This is a genomic window from Bradyrhizobium sp. LTSP857 (genome assembly GCF_000938285.1).
Classification (GTDB): domain Bacteria; phylum Pseudomonadota; class Alphaproteobacteria; order Rhizobiales; family Xanthobacteraceae; genus Bradyrhizobium.
The window spans coordinates 44,044-62,446 of the sequence record NZ_JYMS01000040.1; the positions used below are offsets into that span (position 1 = coordinate 44,044).

Annotated in this window: 18 protein-coding genes; 9 read left to right on the plus strand and 9 right to left on the minus strand. The window is 58.8% G+C overall.

Annotated elements, in window-relative coordinates; genetic code table 11:
• Positions 1 to 18: 18 nt before the first annotated feature.
• Genes UP06_RS26450 through UP06_RS42730 form a run of 3 tightly spaced genes read right to left on the minus strand, consistent with a single transcriptional unit; the run spans position 19 to position 2,380 of the window.
• The gene (locus UP06_RS26450) at positions 19 to 918 is read right to left on the minus strand and encodes an N-acyl homoserine lactonase family protein (RefSeq protein ID WP_050032061.1); all 900 of its coding nucleotides are present in this window, start codon (positions 916 to 918) and stop codon (positions 19 to 21) included.
• A gap of 29 nt (positions 919 to 947) precedes the next feature.
• Positions 948 to 2,042: a mandelate racemase/muconate lactonizing enzyme family protein gene (locus UP06_RS26455; RefSeq protein WP_197087386.1), complete on the minus strand. Its 1,095-nt coding sequence runs from the start codon at positions 2,040 to 2,042 to the stop codon at positions 948 to 950.
• An 8-nt stretch (positions 2,043 to 2,050) separates the two neighbouring features.
• Positions 2,051 to 2,380, minus strand: a complete 330-nt coding sequence (locus tag UP06_RS42730) for a ketopantoate reductase C-terminal domain-containing protein (protein WP_156163241.1) — start codon at positions 2,378 to 2,380, stop codon at positions 2,051 to 2,053.
• A gap of 307 nt (positions 2,381 to 2,687) precedes the next feature.
• On the opposite strand from UP06_RS42730, the gene yghU reads away from it, so the two are divergent.
• Positions 2,688 to 3,563, plus strand: a complete 876-nt coding sequence (gene yghU / locus UP06_RS26460; protein WP_045006609.1) for a glutathione-dependent disulfide-bond oxidoreductase — start codon at positions 2,688 to 2,690, stop codon at positions 3,561 to 3,563.
• Positions 3,564 to 3,990: 427 nt separating this feature from the next.
• On the opposite strand, the gene UP06_RS26470 is transcribed toward yghU, so the two are convergent.
• Positions 3,991 to 4,668, minus strand: a complete 678-nt coding sequence (locus UP06_RS26470) for a glutathione S-transferase family protein (protein WP_045006611.1) — start codon at positions 4,666 to 4,668, stop codon at positions 3,991 to 3,993.
• A 451-nt stretch (positions 4,669 to 5,119) separates the two neighbouring features.
• On the opposite strand from UP06_RS26470, the gene UP06_RS26475 reads away from it, so the two are divergent.
• Positions 5,120 to 6,445: an adenylate/guanylate cyclase domain-containing protein gene (locus tag UP06_RS26475; protein ID WP_045006612.1), complete on the plus strand. Its 1,326-nt coding sequence runs from the start codon at positions 5,120 to 5,122 to the stop codon at positions 6,443 to 6,445.
• Between the two features lie 19 nt (positions 6,446 to 6,464).
• Here UP06_RS26475 and UP06_RS26480 read toward each other — a convergent pair whose 3' ends face one another.
• Positions 6,465 to 7,028: an enolase C-terminal domain-like protein gene (locus tag UP06_RS26480; protein ID WP_050032063.1), complete on the minus strand. Its 564-nt coding sequence runs from the start codon at positions 7,026 to 7,028 to the stop codon at positions 6,465 to 6,467.
• A gap of 497 nt (positions 7,029 to 7,525) precedes the next feature.
• Between UP06_RS26480 and UP06_RS26485 the strand changes: the two genes are divergently transcribed.
• Positions 7,526 to 8,176 (plus strand): DsbA family oxidoreductase, encoded by a 651-nt coding sequence (locus tag UP06_RS26485; RefSeq protein WP_045006613.1) that lies wholly within the window; start codon positions 7,526 to 7,528, stop codon positions 8,174 to 8,176.
• A gap of 65 nt (positions 8,177 to 8,241) precedes the next feature.
• Here the strand turns inward: UP06_RS26485 and UP06_RS26490 are convergent, their stop codons facing one another.
• The 4 genes from UP06_RS26490 to UP06_RS26505 all read right to left on the minus strand — a co-directional run bounded on the left by UP06_RS26490 (position 8,242) and on the right by UP06_RS26505 (position 13,030).
• Positions 8,242 to 8,697, minus strand: a complete 456-nt coding sequence (locus tag UP06_RS26490) for an SRPBCC family protein (protein ID WP_045006614.1) — start codon at positions 8,695 to 8,697, stop codon at positions 8,242 to 8,244.
• A gap of 326 nt (positions 8,698 to 9,023) precedes the next feature.
• On the minus strand, positions 9,024 to 9,992 hold the full coding sequence (locus UP06_RS26495; RefSeq protein WP_045006615.1) for a 2-dehydropantoate 2-reductase: 969 nt from the start codon (positions 9,990 to 9,992) through the stop codon (positions 9,024 to 9,026).
• A gap of 104 nt (positions 9,993 to 10,096) precedes the next feature.
• Entirely contained in the window at positions 10,097 to 10,519 is a 423-nt protein-coding gene (locus tag UP06_RS40205; protein WP_082078494.1) for a VOC family protein, read from the minus strand.
• Between the two features lie 309 nt (positions 10,520 to 10,828).
• Entirely contained in the window at positions 10,829 to 13,030 is a 2,202-nt protein-coding gene (locus tag UP06_RS26505) for a molybdopterin-containing oxidoreductase family protein (RefSeq protein WP_045006635.1), read from the minus strand.
• A gap of 217 nt (positions 13,031 to 13,247) precedes the next feature.
• On the opposite strand from UP06_RS26505, the gene moaA reads away from it, so the two are divergent.
• The 6 genes from moaA (at position 13,248) to tnpC (ending at position 18,363) form a co-directional block, all read left to right on the plus strand.
• Positions 13,248 to 14,291 carry a GTP 3',8-cyclase MoaA gene (moaA, locus tag UP06_RS26510; RefSeq protein ID WP_197087388.1) on the plus strand — a complete coding sequence of 348 codons (1,044 nt, stop codon included), beginning with the start codon at positions 13,248 to 13,250 and terminating at the stop codon, positions 14,289 to 14,291.
• Between the two features lie 132 nt (positions 14,292 to 14,423).
• Positions 14,424 to 14,642, plus strand: coding sequence for a 4Fe-4S binding protein (locus tag UP06_RS26515; RefSeq protein ID WP_245305549.1), 219 nt, complete (start codon positions 14,424 to 14,426; stop codon positions 14,640 to 14,642).
• Positions 14,643 to 14,661: 19 nt separating this feature from the next.
• The gene (locus tag UP06_RS40210; protein ID WP_197087390.1) at positions 14,662 to 15,900 is read left to right on the plus strand and encodes an FAD-dependent oxidoreductase; all 1,239 of its coding nucleotides are present in this window, start codon (positions 14,662 to 14,664) and stop codon (positions 15,898 to 15,900) included.
• A 24-nt stretch (positions 15,901 to 15,924) separates the two neighbouring features.
• Complete coding sequence (gene tnpA / locus UP06_RS26525; protein WP_044999804.1) at positions 15,925 to 16,320, plus strand: IS66-like element accessory protein TnpA; 396 nt, start codon at positions 15,925 to 15,927, stop codon at positions 16,318 to 16,320.
• Positions 16,317 to 16,664 carry an IS66 family insertion sequence element accessory protein TnpB gene (tnpB, locus tag UP06_RS26530; protein ID WP_044999806.1) on the plus strand — a complete coding sequence of 116 codons (348 nt, stop codon included), beginning with the start codon at positions 16,317 to 16,319 and terminating at the stop codon, positions 16,662 to 16,664. The genes tnpA and tnpB overlap by 4 nt, the downstream gene beginning before the upstream one ends.
• A gap of 70 nt (positions 16,665 to 16,734) precedes the next feature.
• Positions 16,735 to 18,363 (plus strand): IS66 family transposase, encoded by a 1,629-nt coding sequence (tnpC, locus tag UP06_RS26535; RefSeq protein ID WP_044999807.1) that lies wholly within the window; start codon positions 16,735 to 16,737, stop codon positions 18,361 to 18,363.
• The last annotated feature ends 40 nt before the right edge of the window (positions 18,364 to 18,403 follow it).

The window sequence follows — 18,403 nt, forward strand, 5'->3', positions numbered from 1 at the left end:
CTGGCGGTTCACAACAAGTCAGTCATAAAATGCCGGCAGCAACTTAAGGCCGTCGGTTTGCTTCTTGTCGTGATCGATGAACATTGTGGCATCGTAGGTCTTGATGATCTGCCTGATCTTGTCCATCGATTCGACGGATGCCTGTTTATCCGTATTGAGCGAAGGAACCCTGCTCTTGGCGAAATTCTCTTCGAGATGGACGACATCGCCCGACAGTATGATGAAGCCGGAATTTCTGAGGTGGACGAGCAGCGACTGGCTACCGGGTGTATGTCCCGGGGTGGATATGAGCGTAACACTTCCGTCATCGAATACGTCGAGATCTCCGTCAAGCAGTCGCATACCCCTGGGATTTCCAAGCAGGCGGCGCGCCAGCGCCATCAGCTGATTCACGTTTTCGTTTGGCCCATTGCTTCCATGGATCCACTCATACTCCGCGCGCTGCATTAGGATCCTCGCATCAGGAAACAGGCCGACATTACCGATGTGGTCCCCGTGGGTGTGGGAAATGGCGACATAGGCGACGTCGGATGGCTTGAGACCGATCTCCGCAAGCTGACTCGTTAGAGTCTTGTCCAAGCGATAGACGATCAGCTTAGGCAGTGTCGACCAACCGTTCGGATCGTTAACCGTCGCCTCCGGCACTCCAGTATCCCAGAGCAACCATTGGTTTCCGCGTTTAATCAGCCAGCAGGTTGATGAAAACTCGATGCTGCGCCCTTGGTTTTCGCCCGGAGTCCAAACCGATTGATCGTTGGCAAGCGAGTGCCCGCAATCCAGCCTGTAGAGCTTCTCCACGAAACCGGCGCTACTCGTGTCCGGCAACTCTCGCGAAGAAACATTCTTGGTACCCACGGAGACAGATAGTACCAGGAGCAACAACACACCTGCGTAAACAAGATAGCGCCTGAGAAGCATGTTTCTATCCGTCGATCGCTGAAAAGAACTCAACTTCGGACTCGGAAGCTCCGAACTACGTCGGCATCAGGGTCGAATCCCAGACCAGGCCCTTGGGGAACGACAATCGTTCCGTTCCTCGGCCGCATTGCATCGCCATATAGCTGTGCCTCAAGGTCGAAGTACCGCCACTCCACCAGCGAGTCTTTCGAGCCTAGTGCGGCGCTTGCGTGTACACTCGCGAGCAACCCGGGGCCATCATAGAACGAGTGGACCATCACCTCGGTCGCGCTTGCCGCCGCAAGCGAGAACACTTTCTGAAGTTCCGAGATGCCTCCCATCTTGGCCGGGCTGGGCTGAACGAAGTCGACCGCGCCAGCCGAAAGCATTTGTTGGAACTCCACCAACGTTGAAACATTTTCCCCTGCCGCAATGGGTATTCCACCCTCACGACGCAATCGAGCCAAACCGCCAAAGTTCTCTGGAGGCCAAATGGGTTCTTCCAGCCAGCGCAGATTGAAAGGTCGCAGCTTAGCGCTCATATCGAGGGCCTGACGCACGGTCCATGGGCAGTTGACGTCCAGCGTGATTTCCACGTTATCGCCAGCAGCTTTTCGTGCCTCCCGAACTGCATCCACGGTGATCTCATGGAGCTTCAAATGGGAGAAGCCATCGGCCAGAGCTCGATCGACGTTCGCGACGAGAAGCTGCGGGTCAGTATAGCGAACAAGACTTGCGTAACAGGTCAGCTCGGATGCTGCTGAGCCACCCAAAAGCCGGTGGAGGGGTTGGCCGGTTGCCTTTCCCAGGATATCCCATAACGCAATATCGATCGCGGAAATCCCGAACATGATGGCGCCGCTTCGCCCGAATATGTGAAGGCGCTTCTGAACGTCGAGCATCAACGATCCGATGTTCAGCGCGCTGAGGCCGATACACAAGGGAGCGATAACCTGTTCTATCGCAGCTTTGACGGCGGGAATTGCAGTGAAGCCGAACGCCTCGCCCCAGCCGATAATTCCGCCCTCGGTCGTTACCTTGACCAGCAATGAGTCGGCGCTCCCGGCATTCTTTCTTCCCCAGGCCGATTCGGCTGACTTACTGCCTCCTGCGAACGGGATACTGACTACAATGACCTCGATCATTGCAATCTTCACATCTCGGTCTGCAGTTTCCTGGTCAAGTGGCACCGTAGCTCTCCATTGACCTCGTCTCGTATGCGGCAGGCGCGCCGGCCTCGCGTAATGCGAGGACATCGGCAATGGCCCGAAAGCTCCGCACCATGGGCGTTCCCAACCGCAACAACCTCCCGCATGACGTCGTGCAGGAACGCCCGTGTCTGCCGATTCTCCCGGATCGGACCGATCGCACTTCGTATAGCGGTAGTGGTTTCCGTCCTTGCGACGATCCAGTCCTCTTTGAGGCCGTGTTTCCTTGGTAAGGGCACAACGCCGATCCGAAAAACGAATAATTCAGATTGCACTTATCTCGGCTGCAGATTGTGAACAGGCCGGCGGGCTGTGCCCATAAGTCAAAACTGCCCGCGAACGCGCATCCCGCCGTGTCAGCGGGCTGAAACGGACTGATCTAACTAAGTAAGTCGACGATAGGACGGATCCATCGCTTCCAAACATACAACGTCGATCTCACTCGATCGCTCAACGAAACAGTGTGCACCGGACAACGGACATTCACGTTCGTACGAAGGAGACATAAGCTAAAGTGATCGATGCGATTTGTCTCGCACTGGCGATTAGACTTGCGGTGAGGAAAGACCTGGAGTTTTGAGAATGACTTCCTCGTTCGAATATGCGCCGCCGAAGGTTTGGAGTTGGGACAAGCCGAACGGCGGACGGTTCGCAAACATCAACCGACCGGTCGCCGGCCCGACGCACGACAAGGAACTCCCACTCGGCCGCCACCCCATCCAACTCTATTCCCAGGGAACGCCAAACGGCGTGAAGGTCGCCATCCTGCTTGAGGAGCTGTTGGCGCTCGGCAACAGCGGCGCAGAATACGACGCCTGGCTCATCAGAATCGACCGCGGCGATCAATTCGGAAGCGGCTTCGTTGCGCTGAACCCGAACTCCAAGATCCCGGCCATGGTGGACCAAAGCGGACCATCGCCGATCCGGGTCTTCGACTCCGGAGCCATCTTGATATACTTGGCCGAGAAATTCGACGCCTTCCTGCCGACCGAACCCGGTGCACGAGCCGAATGCATATCATGGCTGTTCTGGCAGGCCGGAAGCGCGCCATACGTGGGCGGAGGCTTCGGCCACTTTTACGCGTACGCGCCGACCAAGATCGAATATGCCATAGATCGATTCTCCATGGAAACGAAACGCCAACTCGACGTGCTCGACCGGCGGCTCGAAACGAACGAATTTGTCGCTGGCAGCCACTACACAATCGCCGATATCGCCGCCTGGCCCTGGTACGCTGGCCTGACGAGGGGTTGGCTTTACGGAGCGGCTGAGTTCCTTCAAGCACAGGAGTACAGGAATATTGCGCGCTGGGTAGACGCGATCGCCGAGCGGCCGGCCGTCCAACGCGGGCGAATGGTCAACCGCGTCACTGGCGACGCCTCAAGTCAACTGCATGAGCGACATGACGCCAGCGATTTTGAGACGAAAACGCAGGACAAATTGACGGCCGGAAGGTAGCCGCTTGAAGCGGGCACGCGCCGGCGGCACCATTCTGCAACTCTTGAAGGCACAACTAGTGGCACCGCGCTTTAGCAAGTCAAGCGCAGTCGCAGGTCGATTTTCGCCGCTTGAGCGCGAACGAAGATCAATCATCTTCGCAGCGCGGCGGGCTGCACGCCGAGCGTGCCTTGCGATATGCTCCAGGATTTTGTGTTCAGAGAGAGATATCGAAATCGTCCGGCAGCGACTAATGATAGGAAATGGTCATAGATTTTGTCGCATCAACGCCCCGTGCATCTGCTCAAGACCAGCCACGCCAGCGTCGACCAGATCGCCGCTGAAGTTGGCTAAGCTGAAGGCGTGACTCTGCGCCCGCTGCTGCGCCGGAGGCTCGGTTGCGGCGTCCGTGAAATCCGCCGCAACCTCTGAGGTCGGCTTGCCCGCCTCAGCTCGCACCCCTACCCGCCGCTGCGGCAGCAAACAACAAATCCCAGCCGAACCGGGGCGCTGTCGCCTGATAGCTCGGCGTTGTTTGTATCTGCTCCCACCATCGGGCGAAACCGTCTACCGCGAAGACTTCGTTAGCATCCGGGGTCAGTGAAACGAGGCAACAGATCGGAGCGACGTAGAAATCACCGAGTGAGGGACGCTCGCCCGCGATAAAGGCACTACCGCCACGAATTTTCATAAGCTCCTGCAGTACCCGACGGCTGCTAACAATCGCTTGCTTTCTCGCTTCTTCATTCCGCCCGCCGATCAGGTCGGGAAACAAGTGATATCCAGCAGCAGCGATCAGCGCGCCATAACCATAGGAATCAATGATGCCCATCGCCATGCGCATTCGCGCTCGGTCCTTCGAACTATCCGGCGTGAACGACGGGCCCGGCAGCACCTCGTCCAGATATGGCGCGATAGCGCCGGTTTCGATGATGCGGAAGCCATCGTGGTCCAGCACCGGCACTTTACCGAAAGGATGGCGCGCCATGTGCTCGGACTGGCGCGGTTCACCCTTGAGTACATTCACTGGCACCTGTTCGTATCGCGCACCTTTCTCGGCGAGCAGCATCCGGACTGTCCGGACATACGTACTGCCGTCGAAACCATAGAGGACGATTCCAGTCATTCTGTTCCCTCTTGCTTGGACATCGCTCCAGCTTTTTGCATTTGGGCATGTCGCCAGCTCGTCAGTTAAGATGACGCGCACGCCGTCCCTCTGACGGTCCCAACAACGGAACAGCTTCGGCGATTTTGTACGCCCTCGTTCCACTGCACTAGCTTATCTGCGTCGTAGGTTTGCGCTCGAGCGAATTCACGCTAGGCACCGACCGGTATCGCTATCAAACGCTTTTCCGAGATAGCCATATCTCTCATTCAGATTACTCGGCATTCTCGAGGTCGCGCGAACGGTTTGGTCCAATAGCGCTTTCGGGCACCGTGTTACACCGAATGTCTACTTCGCGCCGACACTCGACGTCCTCACAACGACGCGAATGACCCGAACAAGCCTCGCGCAGCAATTTGGGCGGTGTTATCATGCAGCCGACAGAGCTACGACCACTGGGGATGGCCATCAAATGAGCTATTCAGAACTACCGTTGACACGGTACGCGATGAGCGGCGACATAAGTGTCGCTTATCAAACCATGGGGGATGGCCCCATCAATATCATCGCCATCCCCGGTGCCATTTCGCATGTCGAGTTCTTGCACGAGATGTCCGGGTATACGGCGTTCTTGCAACGTCTTTCAAAATTCGCGCGCGTCATCACCTTTGATAAGCGCGGCCAAGGACTGTCGGACAGGATCTCAGGCGCCCCTACGCTCGAAGAGCGCATGGACGACGTGCGAGCTGTTCTGGACTCCGTCGGCGCACAGCGCGCGGCTCTGCTCGGATTTTCCGAGGGTTGCGCAATGAGCGCAATGTTCGCTGCGTCCTACCCCGAGCGCGTTTCGCACCTCGCTTTGTTCGGAGCGTTTGTCCGCTACCGGGATCTTTTTACGGACGCTGATCCAGAGGTGATCGCTCAGGAGCAGATGAAGAATTGGGGGACCGGTGCCCTGATGAAAGGTGTGATATCCAGCAGGGCGTCCGACCCTGACGCTGTCGCGAAGTTTGCCAAGTTTGAGCGCCTGTCGGCGAGCCCCGGCGCAATGAAGGCCACCCAATTGTTAAACTTCCAGATCGACGTCGGTCATATCCTTCCGGCTGTGCGGGTCCCGACATTAGTGCTGCACCGGACAGCCGACGCACTGGTCCCCGTCCGTTTGGGACACGACTTCGCTGCGCGAATTCCCGACGCCAAATATATCGAATATCCCGGCGGGGATCATGCATTCTGGACAGGCGACGTAGAGGCGTTGCTCGGTGATATTGAAGAGTTCATCACCGGGCATCGCGAGACCGCATCGGCCGATCTGGAGCGCATCCTGGCGACCGTGCTGTTCACCGACATCGTCGATTCAACTCGTCGCGCTGCCGAAATGGGCGACCAGAATTGGCGTAGATTGCTGGACAGTCACGATCAGCTGGCACGCCAGATGGTTGAAAGACACCGTGGCAGCCTGATCAAGAGCACCGGTGACGGCATTCTCGCAACCTTCGACGGACCAGGTCGTGCTGTACGTTGCGCGCTGGCATTCTCGGCCGCAGCCAAGCAGATTGGCTTGCCCCTGCGTTCGGGTCTGCATACGGGAGAAATCGAGGTCAGGGGCCGCGATATCGGTGGTATCGCAGTTCACGCGGCGGCCCGTGTCATGGCAAATTCGGAGCCCGAGGAGGTCCTCGTATCCCGCGTCGTCTCGGATCTCGTAGCGGGAGCCGCACTGAAATTTGACGAGCGGGGAGCATATGAACTCAAAGGCCTCCCCGGTCGATGGGATTTGTTTGCAGCCAGCGCGTGAAAGATCAGCGCCGGGAGCATCAGTCCGCCAATACGGACGGGTCGATGGCGAAGCCCCAACCCGGCCTGTTAGGCACGATGCTTGCGCCTCTTTCGTCCCTCACCAGCGGCTCCTGGTAGAGCGCGTCGAACCAATTAATATATTCATGATAGCTCGCGTTGGGCACGCACGCCATGAGCGCGAGGCTCATTTGCGGAAAGACATGGGAAGACACAGGGATATCGAATGCCTCGCAAATGGCCGCGGCTTTTAGGAACTCCGTCGGCCCGCCCATCCTTTGCAGATCAGGCATCAGAATATCTGCAGCCTTGAGCTGCAGCAGTTCAAAGATGCCCTGGTGGTTATACGTGTACTCGCCAGTGGCGACGGGGATATTGATAGCCGCGGCAACCTTGGCTTCTGAATGCGGATTGCTGCCCATGACGGGCTCTTCGTACCAACCGATTTCGAACTCCTCGATACGGCGCGCCAATTTGATAGACGCCTCAGGCGACGCAATCAGTTGCGCGGCATCAACCAGTAGAATGACATCGGGGCCTTTCCCGCTTCTTCGAGTGTTTCGCTCGTCAGCCAATGAGACCATGTCAATCTACGCGGCGCCTGGATCTCCGTTCTGCAGCGAGCCCCTTTATCTCGCTTTTTGGCAAGATCATAGGCGACGATACGAGAGGCCATCATACCCAGGCGTCAACCAACCGTAATCTCCTTGCCGACTGCTCGCTTACGGACGGGGAGGACGCAGCAGCAGTGCCGTGCCCTACCTATTATCGACGTGATCGACAAGCGATCCTGGAGAACTGCTTGTTCTTTGATCGAACCGCGTTTGCCGCCCCCAGAATGAATGGTTATGTCCCTCAGCGTAATTTAGTACGTCTGGCTTTGGGTGGCCGTTGCTTCCGGCCGGTGTCCGAACCCGCTTATGTGTCCGGCCGAAAAGCACATGAGTGTAACGATCTACGGAAGAGTGTGTTTCTGTCCGCAACGGTTCATCCGATGGTTAAGTCACCCTATCTAGCTAATGAGCTCGGGGGCGCGTGGCATCCCCGAAACGTGACCAAGCGAATAGCGAGCGACATTTCCATGACTAAGACGGTCAAGATCGACTTCATATCTGATGTGTCATGCCCCTGGTGCGTAATTGGGCTAGGAAACCTGGATGTTGCCCTGAGGCGATTTGAAGGGCAATTGACGGCTGACATCCGTTTCCAGCCCTTCGAACTCAATCCAGGGATCCCGCCGGAGGGTGAGAGCCGTTTCGACAACGTGGCACGCAAATACAACGTCGGGCGCGAGCAGGCGATCGCGAACCGTGAGCGCCAGCACGCTCTCGCCGCGCAAGTTGGCTTCGACATGGTGACTACCGACGAAAGCCGCTTCTACAACACATTTGACGCGCACCGCCTGCTGCACTGGGCTCGGATCGAAGGGCGGCAGGAAGAGCTGAAGCGCGCGCTGCTCGCCGCCTACCATACCAACATGCAAAATCCCGGTGACCACAGCGTGCTCGTCGCCGCTGCTGAATCTGTTGGCCTTGAAGGCGCGGCTGCGCGCGATGTGCTCACCTCAGGGCGCTACACTGACGAGGTGCGCGACGCGGAAGAAAAATGGCATCGAGCAGGGATAAGCAGCGTTCCCGCCGTGGTGGTCAACGATCGCTACCTAATCACCGGAGCCCAGCCGCCGGAGGCGTTCGAGAAAGCCATCCGCAAGGCCGTGTCCGAGGTCGTCTGACCGGCGCGGCCCCTACGATCGCCGCAGGCCCACCAGGAACGACGGAGCGCAGATACACTAAAGAGTTAGCGGGTTTGACCTTTGACTACATCTGCGAAGCGCGAAAAGAACTCGTCGGCGATCTTCTTCGCCGACCCGCTGATCAAGCGCTGACCCAACTGCGCCAGCTTGCCACCTATCTGCGCCTCTACGCCATAGGATAGCAACGTACCTTCCTCGTTCGCGACTAACGCGACCGTGGCGACGCCCTTAGCGAATCCTGCGATCCCACCCTCACCTTCGCCCGAAATCCGGTAGCTCCTCGGGGGAACGAGATCGCTCAGAGTGACTCGCCCCTTGAATCTCGCCGAGACTGGGCCGACCTTCATCTTTGCAATTGCACTAAACTGATTGTCCGCCGACCTCACGAGCTCTTCGCAGCCCGGAATGCACACCTTTAGAACATCCGGATCATTCAGTTTCTCCCACACAGTTTCCCGGTTCGCGGCAAGTTGGACCTCTCCGGCCATCGTCATGGGCATAAGACGTAACCTCCAATGAAGCCGCCGTCGGGCACCTCTGGCAACATGCGAGCGAGCCAGCCGCAATACAGACCCAACGGCGTGTTATCCAAGTAAATCTGCATGTGATAACCGGCGTTAGGTTCAAAATGCTGCTCAACTGATGTCGGTAGTGACAGACACCCTCTTTATAAACTTCATCACCCGTGTTCGCGAAGGTCAAACGAATAAACACGATCCTCTTATCGCCGAAAGCGATTGGTCTTTTGTCGCTTCACGGATCAATTCAATCAATGCGAGGGTCTGACGTGTACCATCTGCGGCACTCGCAGTGCAGTTCACGTGCGCTATTGTAGCGTGATAGCGTGCGATCGGGGCAGACGGGCTGCCGCGTGTCTCTGCTCGAGGGCCTTGATGTGCGTATAGGCAAGCATCAATGTGCGATGCTCAATGTCGGCGTCGATCGCCTTGTTGAGCATGAAGCCCAGGATGTGATCGACCTCTGTCGACCCACCGCGTTCGACGTCGCGCAGCATCGACGTCGCGTATTGCGACTCCCGCTGCGAGAACGTCTCTTCCCACAGTTTCATAAAGCTATCGCTAGGCGCGTGGCCGTTGGCGGCTGCCACCGCGGCACCGCACCGAAGCTGTTCAAGGAAAAGCTCACGGCCATAGGGAGTGCGAACAATCTCGCCGACATTCGCGCGCATCAGGCAGGTCATCGCAGCAGCCGTCGAGAGGTGGACGATCTTCTCCCACATCCGTTGCACGATGTCGGTTACCGCGAAGGCTTCGACGCCTTTCGCAGCAGCAAATAGAGCCGCCAGCGTTGTCACGCGTTCCGTCATCTGGCCAGATTGCTCGCCAAAAGTGAGCGTCCGCCAATCGTTGAATTGGCGGATCGCGCCGCTCGGCGTGAGGGTTGCTTGAATCTTGGCAGTACCACCGAGCACGCGGCGCTGACCGAATCTTTGGTTCAGGAGGTCGATATGGGCAATACCATTCAGGAATGGCAAGACGTAGCCGCTCGGTGCCACGGCCGGCGCGATCGTCGCTATGGCCGCATCGAGGTCGTATGCCTTGCAGGTCAGAATTACTCCGTCGAAAATCGGTGCCACTTCGGACGCGACCACTGTCTTCACAGCCAACTGCGCATCCCCGAATGGGCTCTCGAGCCGTAACCCTTGCTCGGAGAGGATTTTGCGCCGTCCTTCCCGGACGAGGAACGTGACATCGGCACCACTTTCGGCCAGACGGCCGCCAAAGTAGCCGCCAATGCCCCCGGCACCAAGAACCAGAATCTTAGGACTTCTCACGAAGGTCTTCCTTTTGACACGCCGGGCTTGGCACGACGGAACGGGGCATCACTAGAGAGGAACTTGATCGATCGCCGGAGCGGCGTTCACCAACCGGAGCTCGGCTAACCGGTGGCGGGAGACACGCAGGCAAACTCAATCCGGATGCCGCCTGGCTCTCGTATCATAAAATGGAATTTCGGACCCTTGCCCGACCTTTCCGGCGCAAACTCAATCTCATTACCAGGCCACGCCGCGACACACGCGTGCAATGCGTCAAGCGCCTTGTGATCCACAACCTTCAACGCAAGGTGATGCAGACCGAGATTACGGCGGCGCTCGAACGGCACGCAGGTCTCCGGATCCTCGACTTGCCAGAGTGTCACAATGGCATTTCCGTCCGATACGAAGGCTGCTGGATAGCTTGGATCCTCTCCAACAACCCGCCAACCAAGGCAATCGCAAAAGAACTTCCGCGTCAGTGCAAGATCCTTTACGGTAAGGCCTACGTGATCGACACCGATCGTTAGCGGCACATTCTCCTGCATTGCAGCTCTCCAGACGCTCACACGAACCTGCGGCGCGAGCAGCCACGATACGCAGATCTAAGCCGTCAGGCTAATGCGAGTCGTCACTGACTTGAAGAGCCGTTACTGGAAAGACACTGTTGCTTCTAACGGAACATTGGCTGGTTCGTCGATCCCAAGCCAAGCGGTCGGAGATCGGACAATTTTGCGAGCCTTGGGCAATCGGTATTTCCTCTAACGCCGTGTTAGGTGCGGCGTCATGCTGATTATTCCCGCCAGCAGGCCCGCAACTATCAAGCTGCGGACCCACAAGCGCATGTTGTCAGACGGCTAGGCTCTCACCAACGCGACCGGCTCAGGCTCATACATGCTCCGTGCGGCATTCCTGCCCACGATCCGCTCCACCTGAACGAGATTGTCCGAGAACGTAGGACAGTTGCCCATCCCACCGAACCGAGCTGCGGATACGCTATTGACGGTACCTTCTTCGTTATGCGTCCGCCAATAGCCGACAGTAGCGACAACCAGTCCGGCCTGAACGTCATCGGTGATATGGGCGACGCCGTGGAAGCCGCCCGTCTTGTTGTACACCTTCACCTTGTCGCCGTGCTCGATCATACGCTCAGCGGCGTCCTGCGGGCTAAGGAGAACGAACTGATCTCCCTGCAGTCTCCGCTTCTTGGGTTCATTGGCGTAGTTGGTATTGAGAAATGCGTGGCTTTTCGGGGCTATGATGCTCAGAGGATAAAGCTTGGCAAGTTCAGGTTCGTCAGCCGCACTCTCATAGGGCCTGGTATAGCCGGGAAGCGGTTCGATCGGCTCGCCGCTTTGCATTTCGTTGTAAAGCTGGCGAAACGGCGGTGCCACGAAATTTGTGGCACCGGTCAGCAGGATCTCACACTTGCCCGACGGCGTCTTGAAATTTCCCTCTGCGTGAGGCGTTCGCGTATCGGCCGGACCCAAGTTCAACTTGGCAAAGCCTTGCTTCCGCAGAAGATCCATATCGACACCCGCTACCTGCGGCGCGGTCCAGTCGATCGTGCTTTCGGCCAACTCGAGATCCGATTTCAGGAACTCGGGGTCGGTCAATCCCATCGTCTTCGCAAGCCTGCGGAAGATTTCTGCATTCGAGCAGGCCTCACCGGGCGGCTCAATGGCCTTCTGATTGAGCGTGAGGTAGTAGTGTCCCCAGGAGAACATCATGTCATCGTGTTCGGCGGCCATCGTCGCCGGCAAGATGATATCTGCGTAAGCCGCGGTGTCGCTTATGAAATGATCGGCGACGACAGTGAATAGATCGTCGCGCTGAAGCCCTCGGACGATCTTGTCGACGTCCATCGCCTGGGTCACGGGATTTGTATTGTAGACCATGATCGAATTGATCGGCGGATCAAGCTTGGTCTCGCCAAGCAGCGCTTCGCCTAGCTTGAGCAGATTTACCACCCGCGTGCCGGGTTTGATCCAATCGGGGCGACAAATCGCTCCGAAGTTTACGGGGAATTCCCATAGCGGTGCTTGATAGATGCCGCCGGCGACGTCCTTCCAGGCACCGGTCAAGGCGGGAATCGCGATGACAGCACGGATGGCCTGGGTGCCGCCTGCGGTACGCTCAAGCGCCACACCGATGCGGATCGAGGCGTTGCGCGACTTCGCGTATTCGCGCGTCAGTTTGCGTATGTCATCGGCACGGATGCCGGTGATCTTCTCAGCCCACTCCGGCGTGCAGGTTGCCGCGTGCCCCTTGAGCTCCGGATAACCAAGAACATACTTGTCGACATAATCGTGATCGACCAGGTCTTCGGCGATCAACGTTTGGATCATCGCCATAGCGAGAGCGCCGTCGGTGCCGGGCTTCGGCGCGATATGCCAATCGGCCTGCTTGGCTGTGCGCGACCGGTACGGATCGATAACAACGACCTTTGCACCCTTTTGACGCGCCTCGGTGACGAAGGGCCAATGATGCAGGTTGGTGCTAAGGGAATTGCAGCCCCAGATAATGATGTATTTCGAATAGGCGAAGCTTTCCGGATCCAACGCATTCGTGGGCCCGACCGTGAGGAGCCAAGCGGTGGAAGAACCCGATGCACAATAGGTCTTCTCGCAAACGGTAGCGCCGAGTCTGTTGAAGAAGGCATCGCCGACCGTCAGCCCCTGCACGAGGCCCTCATTGCCGAGATAGCTGACTGGGAGGATGGCCTCTGCACCATTGCTTGAAATGATCTTCGTCCAGCGATCTTTAATTTCCGCGAGCGCTTGTTCCCAGCTGATCCGCACGAAGGCCCGGCTGCCCTTCGGCCCGTTGCGCTTCAGGGGATACAGCACGCGATCGGCATTGTAATGGCGATCCGCGTAGTCGTTGAGCTTGACGCACAAGCCGCCGCGCGTGATCGGGTGCTTGGGATTACCGCGGACGTTGACCAGTTTGTTACCTTCCACCGTATAAATCATTGCGCAGGTGTCAGGACAGTCGTGGGGGCAACCGCCAAAGAATTCCTTCGTGCTCGCCTCTTTGGTTTGGATGCTGGCAGACATCGGCATATTCCTTCTACCGTCCGGTTAAGGGAAATCTGCGCTTGGGACTTACGGTCACCAAGAGCGGCCTTTTGTAGTTAAATCCAACGACTCAATCGAATTGAGTACCGGTTGCCCCGAATCTCTTGGTGCCGGCTCGCCTTTGCCATTCGCTCCGGACTCAGACCTTTCATTTGCACCGGTACTTCACCAGGCCAGGCCCAGGGACCGATCATCGGTGAATCCCTGGTTGTGCGCATTGCGTGTCGACATGAAATCGCGGCGGCATCATATGAAATCGCAAGCCCCACTCCTGGTAGACACATTCGGGCGCCGAATTGAGTATTTGCGGCTTTCGGTCACCGACCGATGCGACTTGCGCTGCACCTACTGCATCCCAAGCGGATTCCGCGGATTTCAGGAACCAGCGTCCTGGTTACGGTTCGATGAGATCGAGCGCCTGATCTCGATCATGGCTCCTCGTGGACTGAAGCGTATCCGCCTCACGGGTGGAGAGCCGCTCGTTCGGCGGGACCTGCCGAATCTGGCGGCAAGACTTGCGGCAATACCGGGCATCGACGACCTATCTTTGAGCACCAATGCGACCCGCTTGCAGGTTCTCGCCGCACCTCTGCGAGAGGCCGGAGTACAGCGCATCAACGTCAGCTTGGATTCTCTGCGTGCCGAGCGCGTCGCCGCAATCTGCGGCCGCGATGTCCTCGCCGATATCTTGGCCGGTCTCGAGGCGGCGAAACAAGCCGGCTTCGCGCCGATCAAGATCAATATGGTCGCGATGCGGGGCGTGAACGATGATGAAATCGATGAGATGGTCGATTTCTGCATCGAGCAGGGATTTGTTCTTCGTCTGATCGAAGCGATGCCGATGGGCGCAACAGGCCGGAATGCCCAATACCTCGACCTCCAACCTGTCCGGCGCCGCCTGCAGCAAGAGCGCGGTCTCGTCGCAGCCGACGTGCCCGGCGGCGGACCGGCCCGGTACATGAAAACGCCAGATGCACGATTGAGCATCGGCTTTATCACCCCGCTATCTGAACATTTCTGCGCCACCTGCAATCGCGTGCGGCTGGCAGTCGACGGGACAATGTATCTCTGTCTGGGTCAGCGTGAGCAGCTGGCATTCGGCCCACTCTTGCGTCGCGGCGTCAGCGACGACGAGATAGTGGGGGCACTTCGCTCGGCCATGAGCCTAAAGCCGGAGCGCCACGAGTTCAATGAGAAGCCTGAGAAGATTTCACGAATCATGGCCGCGACGGGCGGCTGATGCACTGCGAAAACGACGTTCGAATGAGGAGCGACCATGCCCCATGTGGTTACTGGGAACTGTAGCGACTGTCGGTTCACGGATTGCGTTCTGGTCTGCCCGGTAGCGTGCTTCCACGGGGATGATCATCGCATGTATATCGATCCCATCGCATGCGTTGATTGTGCGGCCTGCGTTCCGGCCTGCCCGGTTCACGCGATCAGCGAAAGCGCGGACCTTTCGCAGGACCAGCAGATGTGGGTTCAAATCAACGCTTACAAATCCGGCAACACACCTGTGATCCGGAGTAAGCAAACGCCCTTAGCGGGCGCCGAGGAGCGGCGCGCCGCCCTCGGCTACGGTCCCAGCTAGACACATTGAGCCGGTCGCCGTGAACGCAATTGGATCAGCAGACAACCCCTTACGGGTAGCAGTCATTGGCAGCGGGCCAAGCGGTTTCTACGCGGCCGAAGCGCTGCTGCAGTCCGAGCACACAACCGAGGTCGATATTCTCGAACGGCTCCCGGTCCCTTATGGTTTGGTTCGTTATGGTGTCGCACCTGATCATGCGCGCTTGAAGGACGTCGCCAACACCTATGCGGAGATCGCTCGGGATCCCCGTCTCTCGTTTGTCGGCAACGTCACATTTGGCAAAGATTTCACCCTGCGCGAGCTGGCAGATTGCTACCACGCAGTGATCCTTGCGACGGGAGCAGCGACCGACAGAAAGCTTGGTATTCCCGGCGAGGATTTTCAGGGAAGTCACGCCGCAACGTCCTTTGTCGGATGGTACAACGGACATCCCGATTACCGCGATCTTGTGTTCGATCTCTCGGGGGGCTCCGCCATTATCATTGGTCAAGGTAACGTCGCAATCGACGTCTGCCGCATCTTGGCCAAATCGCCGGATGAACTGCGAAAGACAGATATCGCAGCACATGCGCTGGATGCTTTGGCTGAAAGCCGCATTCGTGAAATCCATCTGATTGGTCGCAGAGGACCGGTTCAGTCGCGCTTCACCAGCAAAGAGTTGCGCGAACTCGGTCAACTGTCTGAATGTGATCCGTCTGTAGACCCCAATGACCTGCTCCTGAGCGACGCTTGTAAATCTGAACTGGCCGATGTCCGTGAGCCCACCCGCGCACGAAATTTCGATGCATTCCGGAGCTTCGCCTCGCGGCAGCAGGAGAAGCCGAAATGCTGCCGAATCCACTTCTTTCTGAGCCCAAGAGAAGCGCGGGGAGAGCATAAACTCGAAGAACTCGTTCTTGAGCGAACGCGGCTCGTTGGCGCCGCTGGCCGCCAGGAGGCGGTCGGGACCGGGCAGACGCTGTCCATAAAAGCCGGGCTCATGATCCGCAGTGTTGGCTACAGCGGTCGTGCTTTAGAGGGCATTCCCTTCGATGATGCGCGCGGCACGATTCCCAACCAGAATGGCCGCGCCGAAATGACACTAGCCGGCAAATGCCCTGTTTATGTCGCCGGGTGGATCAAACGTGGACCAACCGGCATCATCGGCACCAACCGGGCCGATAGCTTGGCAACTGTTGCGACCCTTCTTGCCGATTTGCCGACCTTTGGGTCTCAGCAGAAGCGTCTCCCTCCGGCGAGGGCCGCCTTGTTGGATTAGTCCAATTGGTGCGTAACAGTCCTTATGGACAGCCATAAGCGCAGTACTCAGCTTGAACGGCTTGAGGTGGTCGAGACTGGTCGCCGGCGACGCTGGTCGGATGACGAAAAGCTGCGGATCGTGACCGAAAGCTTTCAAGCGCCGCGCGCGATATCGTCGACAGCAAGACGCCATGGCATATCACGTTCGTTGCTGATGACATGGCGGCGCTCGTTCGGTCCCGAGCCGATCAGCCCTCAAAGCGAGCAATCCGGCTTTGCGCGGGTCGTCCTTGCCGCTGAGGTCGAGCCGGCGGTTGCTGCCACAGCGACGAGCGGGCAGATGGTGATCGTCGTTGGCCGGGATCGTCGGGTGATTGTCGATGCGGGCGTCGATGCGGCCGCCCTGGCGCGGGTGCTGCAGGTTCTGGAGCGTCGATGATCCCAGTCTCTTCGAGCGCACGCATCTGGATTGCGACCGGCTACACTGACATGCGCAAGGGCATGCAGGGTTTGTCATTATTGGTGCAGGAAAGCCTTGGTCGCGATCCGTTCGCCGGAGATGTCTTCGTGTTCCGCGGACGCGGCGGTTCGCTGATCAAGGCCTTGTGGCACGATGGAATTGGATTGTCGCTCTACGCGAAGCGGTTGGACCGTGGCCGTTTTGTCTGGCCGGCGACGGTGGGCGGTGTGGTGGGGCTGAGCGCGGCGCAGATGAGTTATCTGCTGGAGGCGATCGACTGGCGCAATCCGCAGCACACGTGGCGGCCACAGAGCGCAGGATAGGCTCAAAAAAGTTCTGAGGTGCGGAAGAAAAGACGCCTCAAATCGCCTCTTTTGTGATTCCATCGGGGCCATGGGTGACGGCCTTGAATCGCTGCCAGACGACATCGAAACGCTGCAAGCGGCATTGATCGTTGCTCGGGCGGAGGCTGCGGCCGCCCGTGCCCGGCAGTCCGACGACCAGGCGTTGATCGCCCATCTGAAGCTGCAGATCGAGAAACTCAACCGCGACCGCCATGGTCCGCGCTCGGAGCGTACCGCGCGGCTATTGGATCAGCTTGAACTGACGCTGGAGGAGCTGGAGAGTTCGGCGACGGAGGACGAACTCGCCGCCGAAATGGCCGCGGCCAAAACCACGAAGGTGGCGTCGTTCACGCGCAAGCGGCCGTCACGCCAGCCGTTCCCGGAGCATCTACCTCGCGAGCGGGTGATCGTGCCGGGACCTGTGGCGTGCGCCTGCTGTGGCGGCGCGCGGCTGTCCAAGCTCGGCGAGGACATCACCGAGACGCTGGAGGTGATCCCGAAATCCTGGAAAGTGATCCAGCACGTCCGCGAGAAGTTTACTTGCCGTGATTGCGAGAAGATCAGCCAGGCTCCGGCGCCGTTCCATGTGCTTGCCCGCGGCTGGGCGGGGCCAAGCCTGCTGGCGATGGTGCTGTTCGAGAAGTTTGGTCAACATCAGCCGCTGAACCGGCAAGCGGAGCGCTATGCCAAGGAGGGCGTGCCGATCAGTCTGTCGACCCTGGCCGACCAGGTCGGCGGCTGCACCGCGGCGCTGGCACCTTTGTTCAAGCGCCTCGAGGCCTACGTACTGAGCGCCGAGCGATTGCACGGGGACGACACCACGGTTCCGGTCCTGGCCAAAGGCAAGACCGACACCGGCCGGATCTGGGTCTATGTGCGCGACGACAAGCCTTTTGGAGGGCAGGCCCCGCCGGGCGCGGTGTTCTATTACTCGCGCGATCGGGCCGGCGAGCATCCCCAGGCTCACTTGGCCAACTACAGCGGAATCTTCCAGGCCGATGCCTATGGCGGCTATGGCAGGCTTTACGAACCGGGCCGCAACGCAGGTCCGATCCTGGAAGCCGCGTGCTGGGTCCATGCCCGGCGGCCGTTCTTCGTGATGGCTGATCTGGCCGAGAATGCGCGTCGCAAGGCTCAGGGCAAGAGGCCGGCAGTGATCTCGCCGCTGGCGCTGGAAACAGTCCGCCGGATCGACGCCCTGTTCGAGATCGAGCGGACCATCAACGGTCAGAGCGCCGAAAGGCGCCAGGCAGTTCGCCGGGAACTCAGCGCGCCGCTCGTGGCCGATCTGGAAGCCTGGATGCGCACACAACGCGCCAAGCTCTCGCGCAGCAACGATGTCGCCAAGGCCATGGACTACATGCTCAAGCGCTGGAGCGCATTTACCCGCTTCCTCGATGACGGCCGCATCTGCCTGTCCAACAATGCGGCGGAGCGTGGCGTGCGCGGCATCGCTTTAGGTCGGAAGTCGTGGTTGTTCTGCGGCTCGGATCGCGGCGGCGAGCGGGCGGCGGTGATGTACAGCCTGATCGTCACCGCCAAGATGAACGACGTCGATCCGCAAGCCTGGCTCGCCGACGTTCTGGCGCGCATCGCCGAGCATCCCGTCCAAAGGCTCGACGAACTGCTGCCATGGAATTGGCGCTCTGCCATCCGGAACGTTGATCAAGCCGCCTGAGCCGAAAATGACCCGCGCGCGGTCTTCGCCGGATGCTTAC

Bases quoted from the DNA above. Each gene is read 5' to 3' on its own strand.
- UP06_RS26475 (WP_045006612.1), top strand. From the start codon at position 5,120: ATGAGCTATTCAGAACTACCGTTGACACGGTACGCGATGAGCGGCGAC.
- UP06_RS26490 (WP_045006614.1), bottom strand. From the start codon at position 8,697: ATGCCCATGACGATGGCCGGAGAGGTCCAACTTGCCGCGAACCGGGAA.
- tnpA (WP_044999804.1), top strand. From the start codon at position 15,925: ATGGACAGCCATAAGCGCAGTACTCAGCTTGAACGGCTTGAGGTGGTC.
- UP06_RS26485 (WP_045006613.1), top strand. From the start codon at position 7,526: ATGACTAAGACGGTCAAGATCGACTTCATATCTGATGTGTCATGCCCC.
- UP06_RS26515 (WP_245305549.1), top strand. From the start codon at position 14,424: ATGTATATCGATCCCATCGCATGCGTTGATTGTGCGGCCTGCGTTCCG.
- UP06_RS26455 (WP_197087386.1), bottom strand. From the start codon at position 2,042: ATGATCGAGGTCATTGTAGTCAGTATCCCGTTCGCAGGAGGCAGTAAG.
- tnpC (WP_044999807.1), top strand. From the start codon at position 16,735: ATGGGTGACGGCCTTGAATCGCTGCCAGACGACATCGAAACGCTGCAA.
- UP06_RS26450 (WP_050032061.1), bottom strand. From the start codon at position 918: ATGCTTCTCAGGCGCTATCTTGTTTACGCAGGTGTGTTGTTGCTCCTG.
- UP06_RS26470 (WP_045006611.1), bottom strand. From the start codon at position 4,668: ATGACTGGAATCGTCCTCTATGGTTTCGACGGCAGTACGTATGTCCGG.
- UP06_RS26505 (WP_045006635.1), bottom strand. From the start codon at position 13,030: ATGTCTGCCAGCATCCAAACCAAAGAGGCGAGCACGAAGGAATTCTTT.
- UP06_RS40205 (WP_082078494.1), bottom strand. From the start codon at position 10,519: ATGCAGGAGAATGTGCCGCTAACGATCGGTGTCGATCACGTAGGCCTT.
- yghU (WP_045006609.1), top strand. From the start codon at position 2,688: ATGACTTCCTCGTTCGAATATGCGCCGCCGAAGGTTTGGAGTTGGGAC.
- UP06_RS26480 (WP_050032063.1), bottom strand. From the start codon at position 7,028: ATGGTCTCATTGGCTGACGAGCGAAACACTCGAAGAAGCGGGAAAGGC.
- tnpB (WP_044999806.1), top strand. From the start codon at position 16,317: ATGATCCCAGTCTCTTCGAGCGCACGCATCTGGATTGCGACCGGCTAC.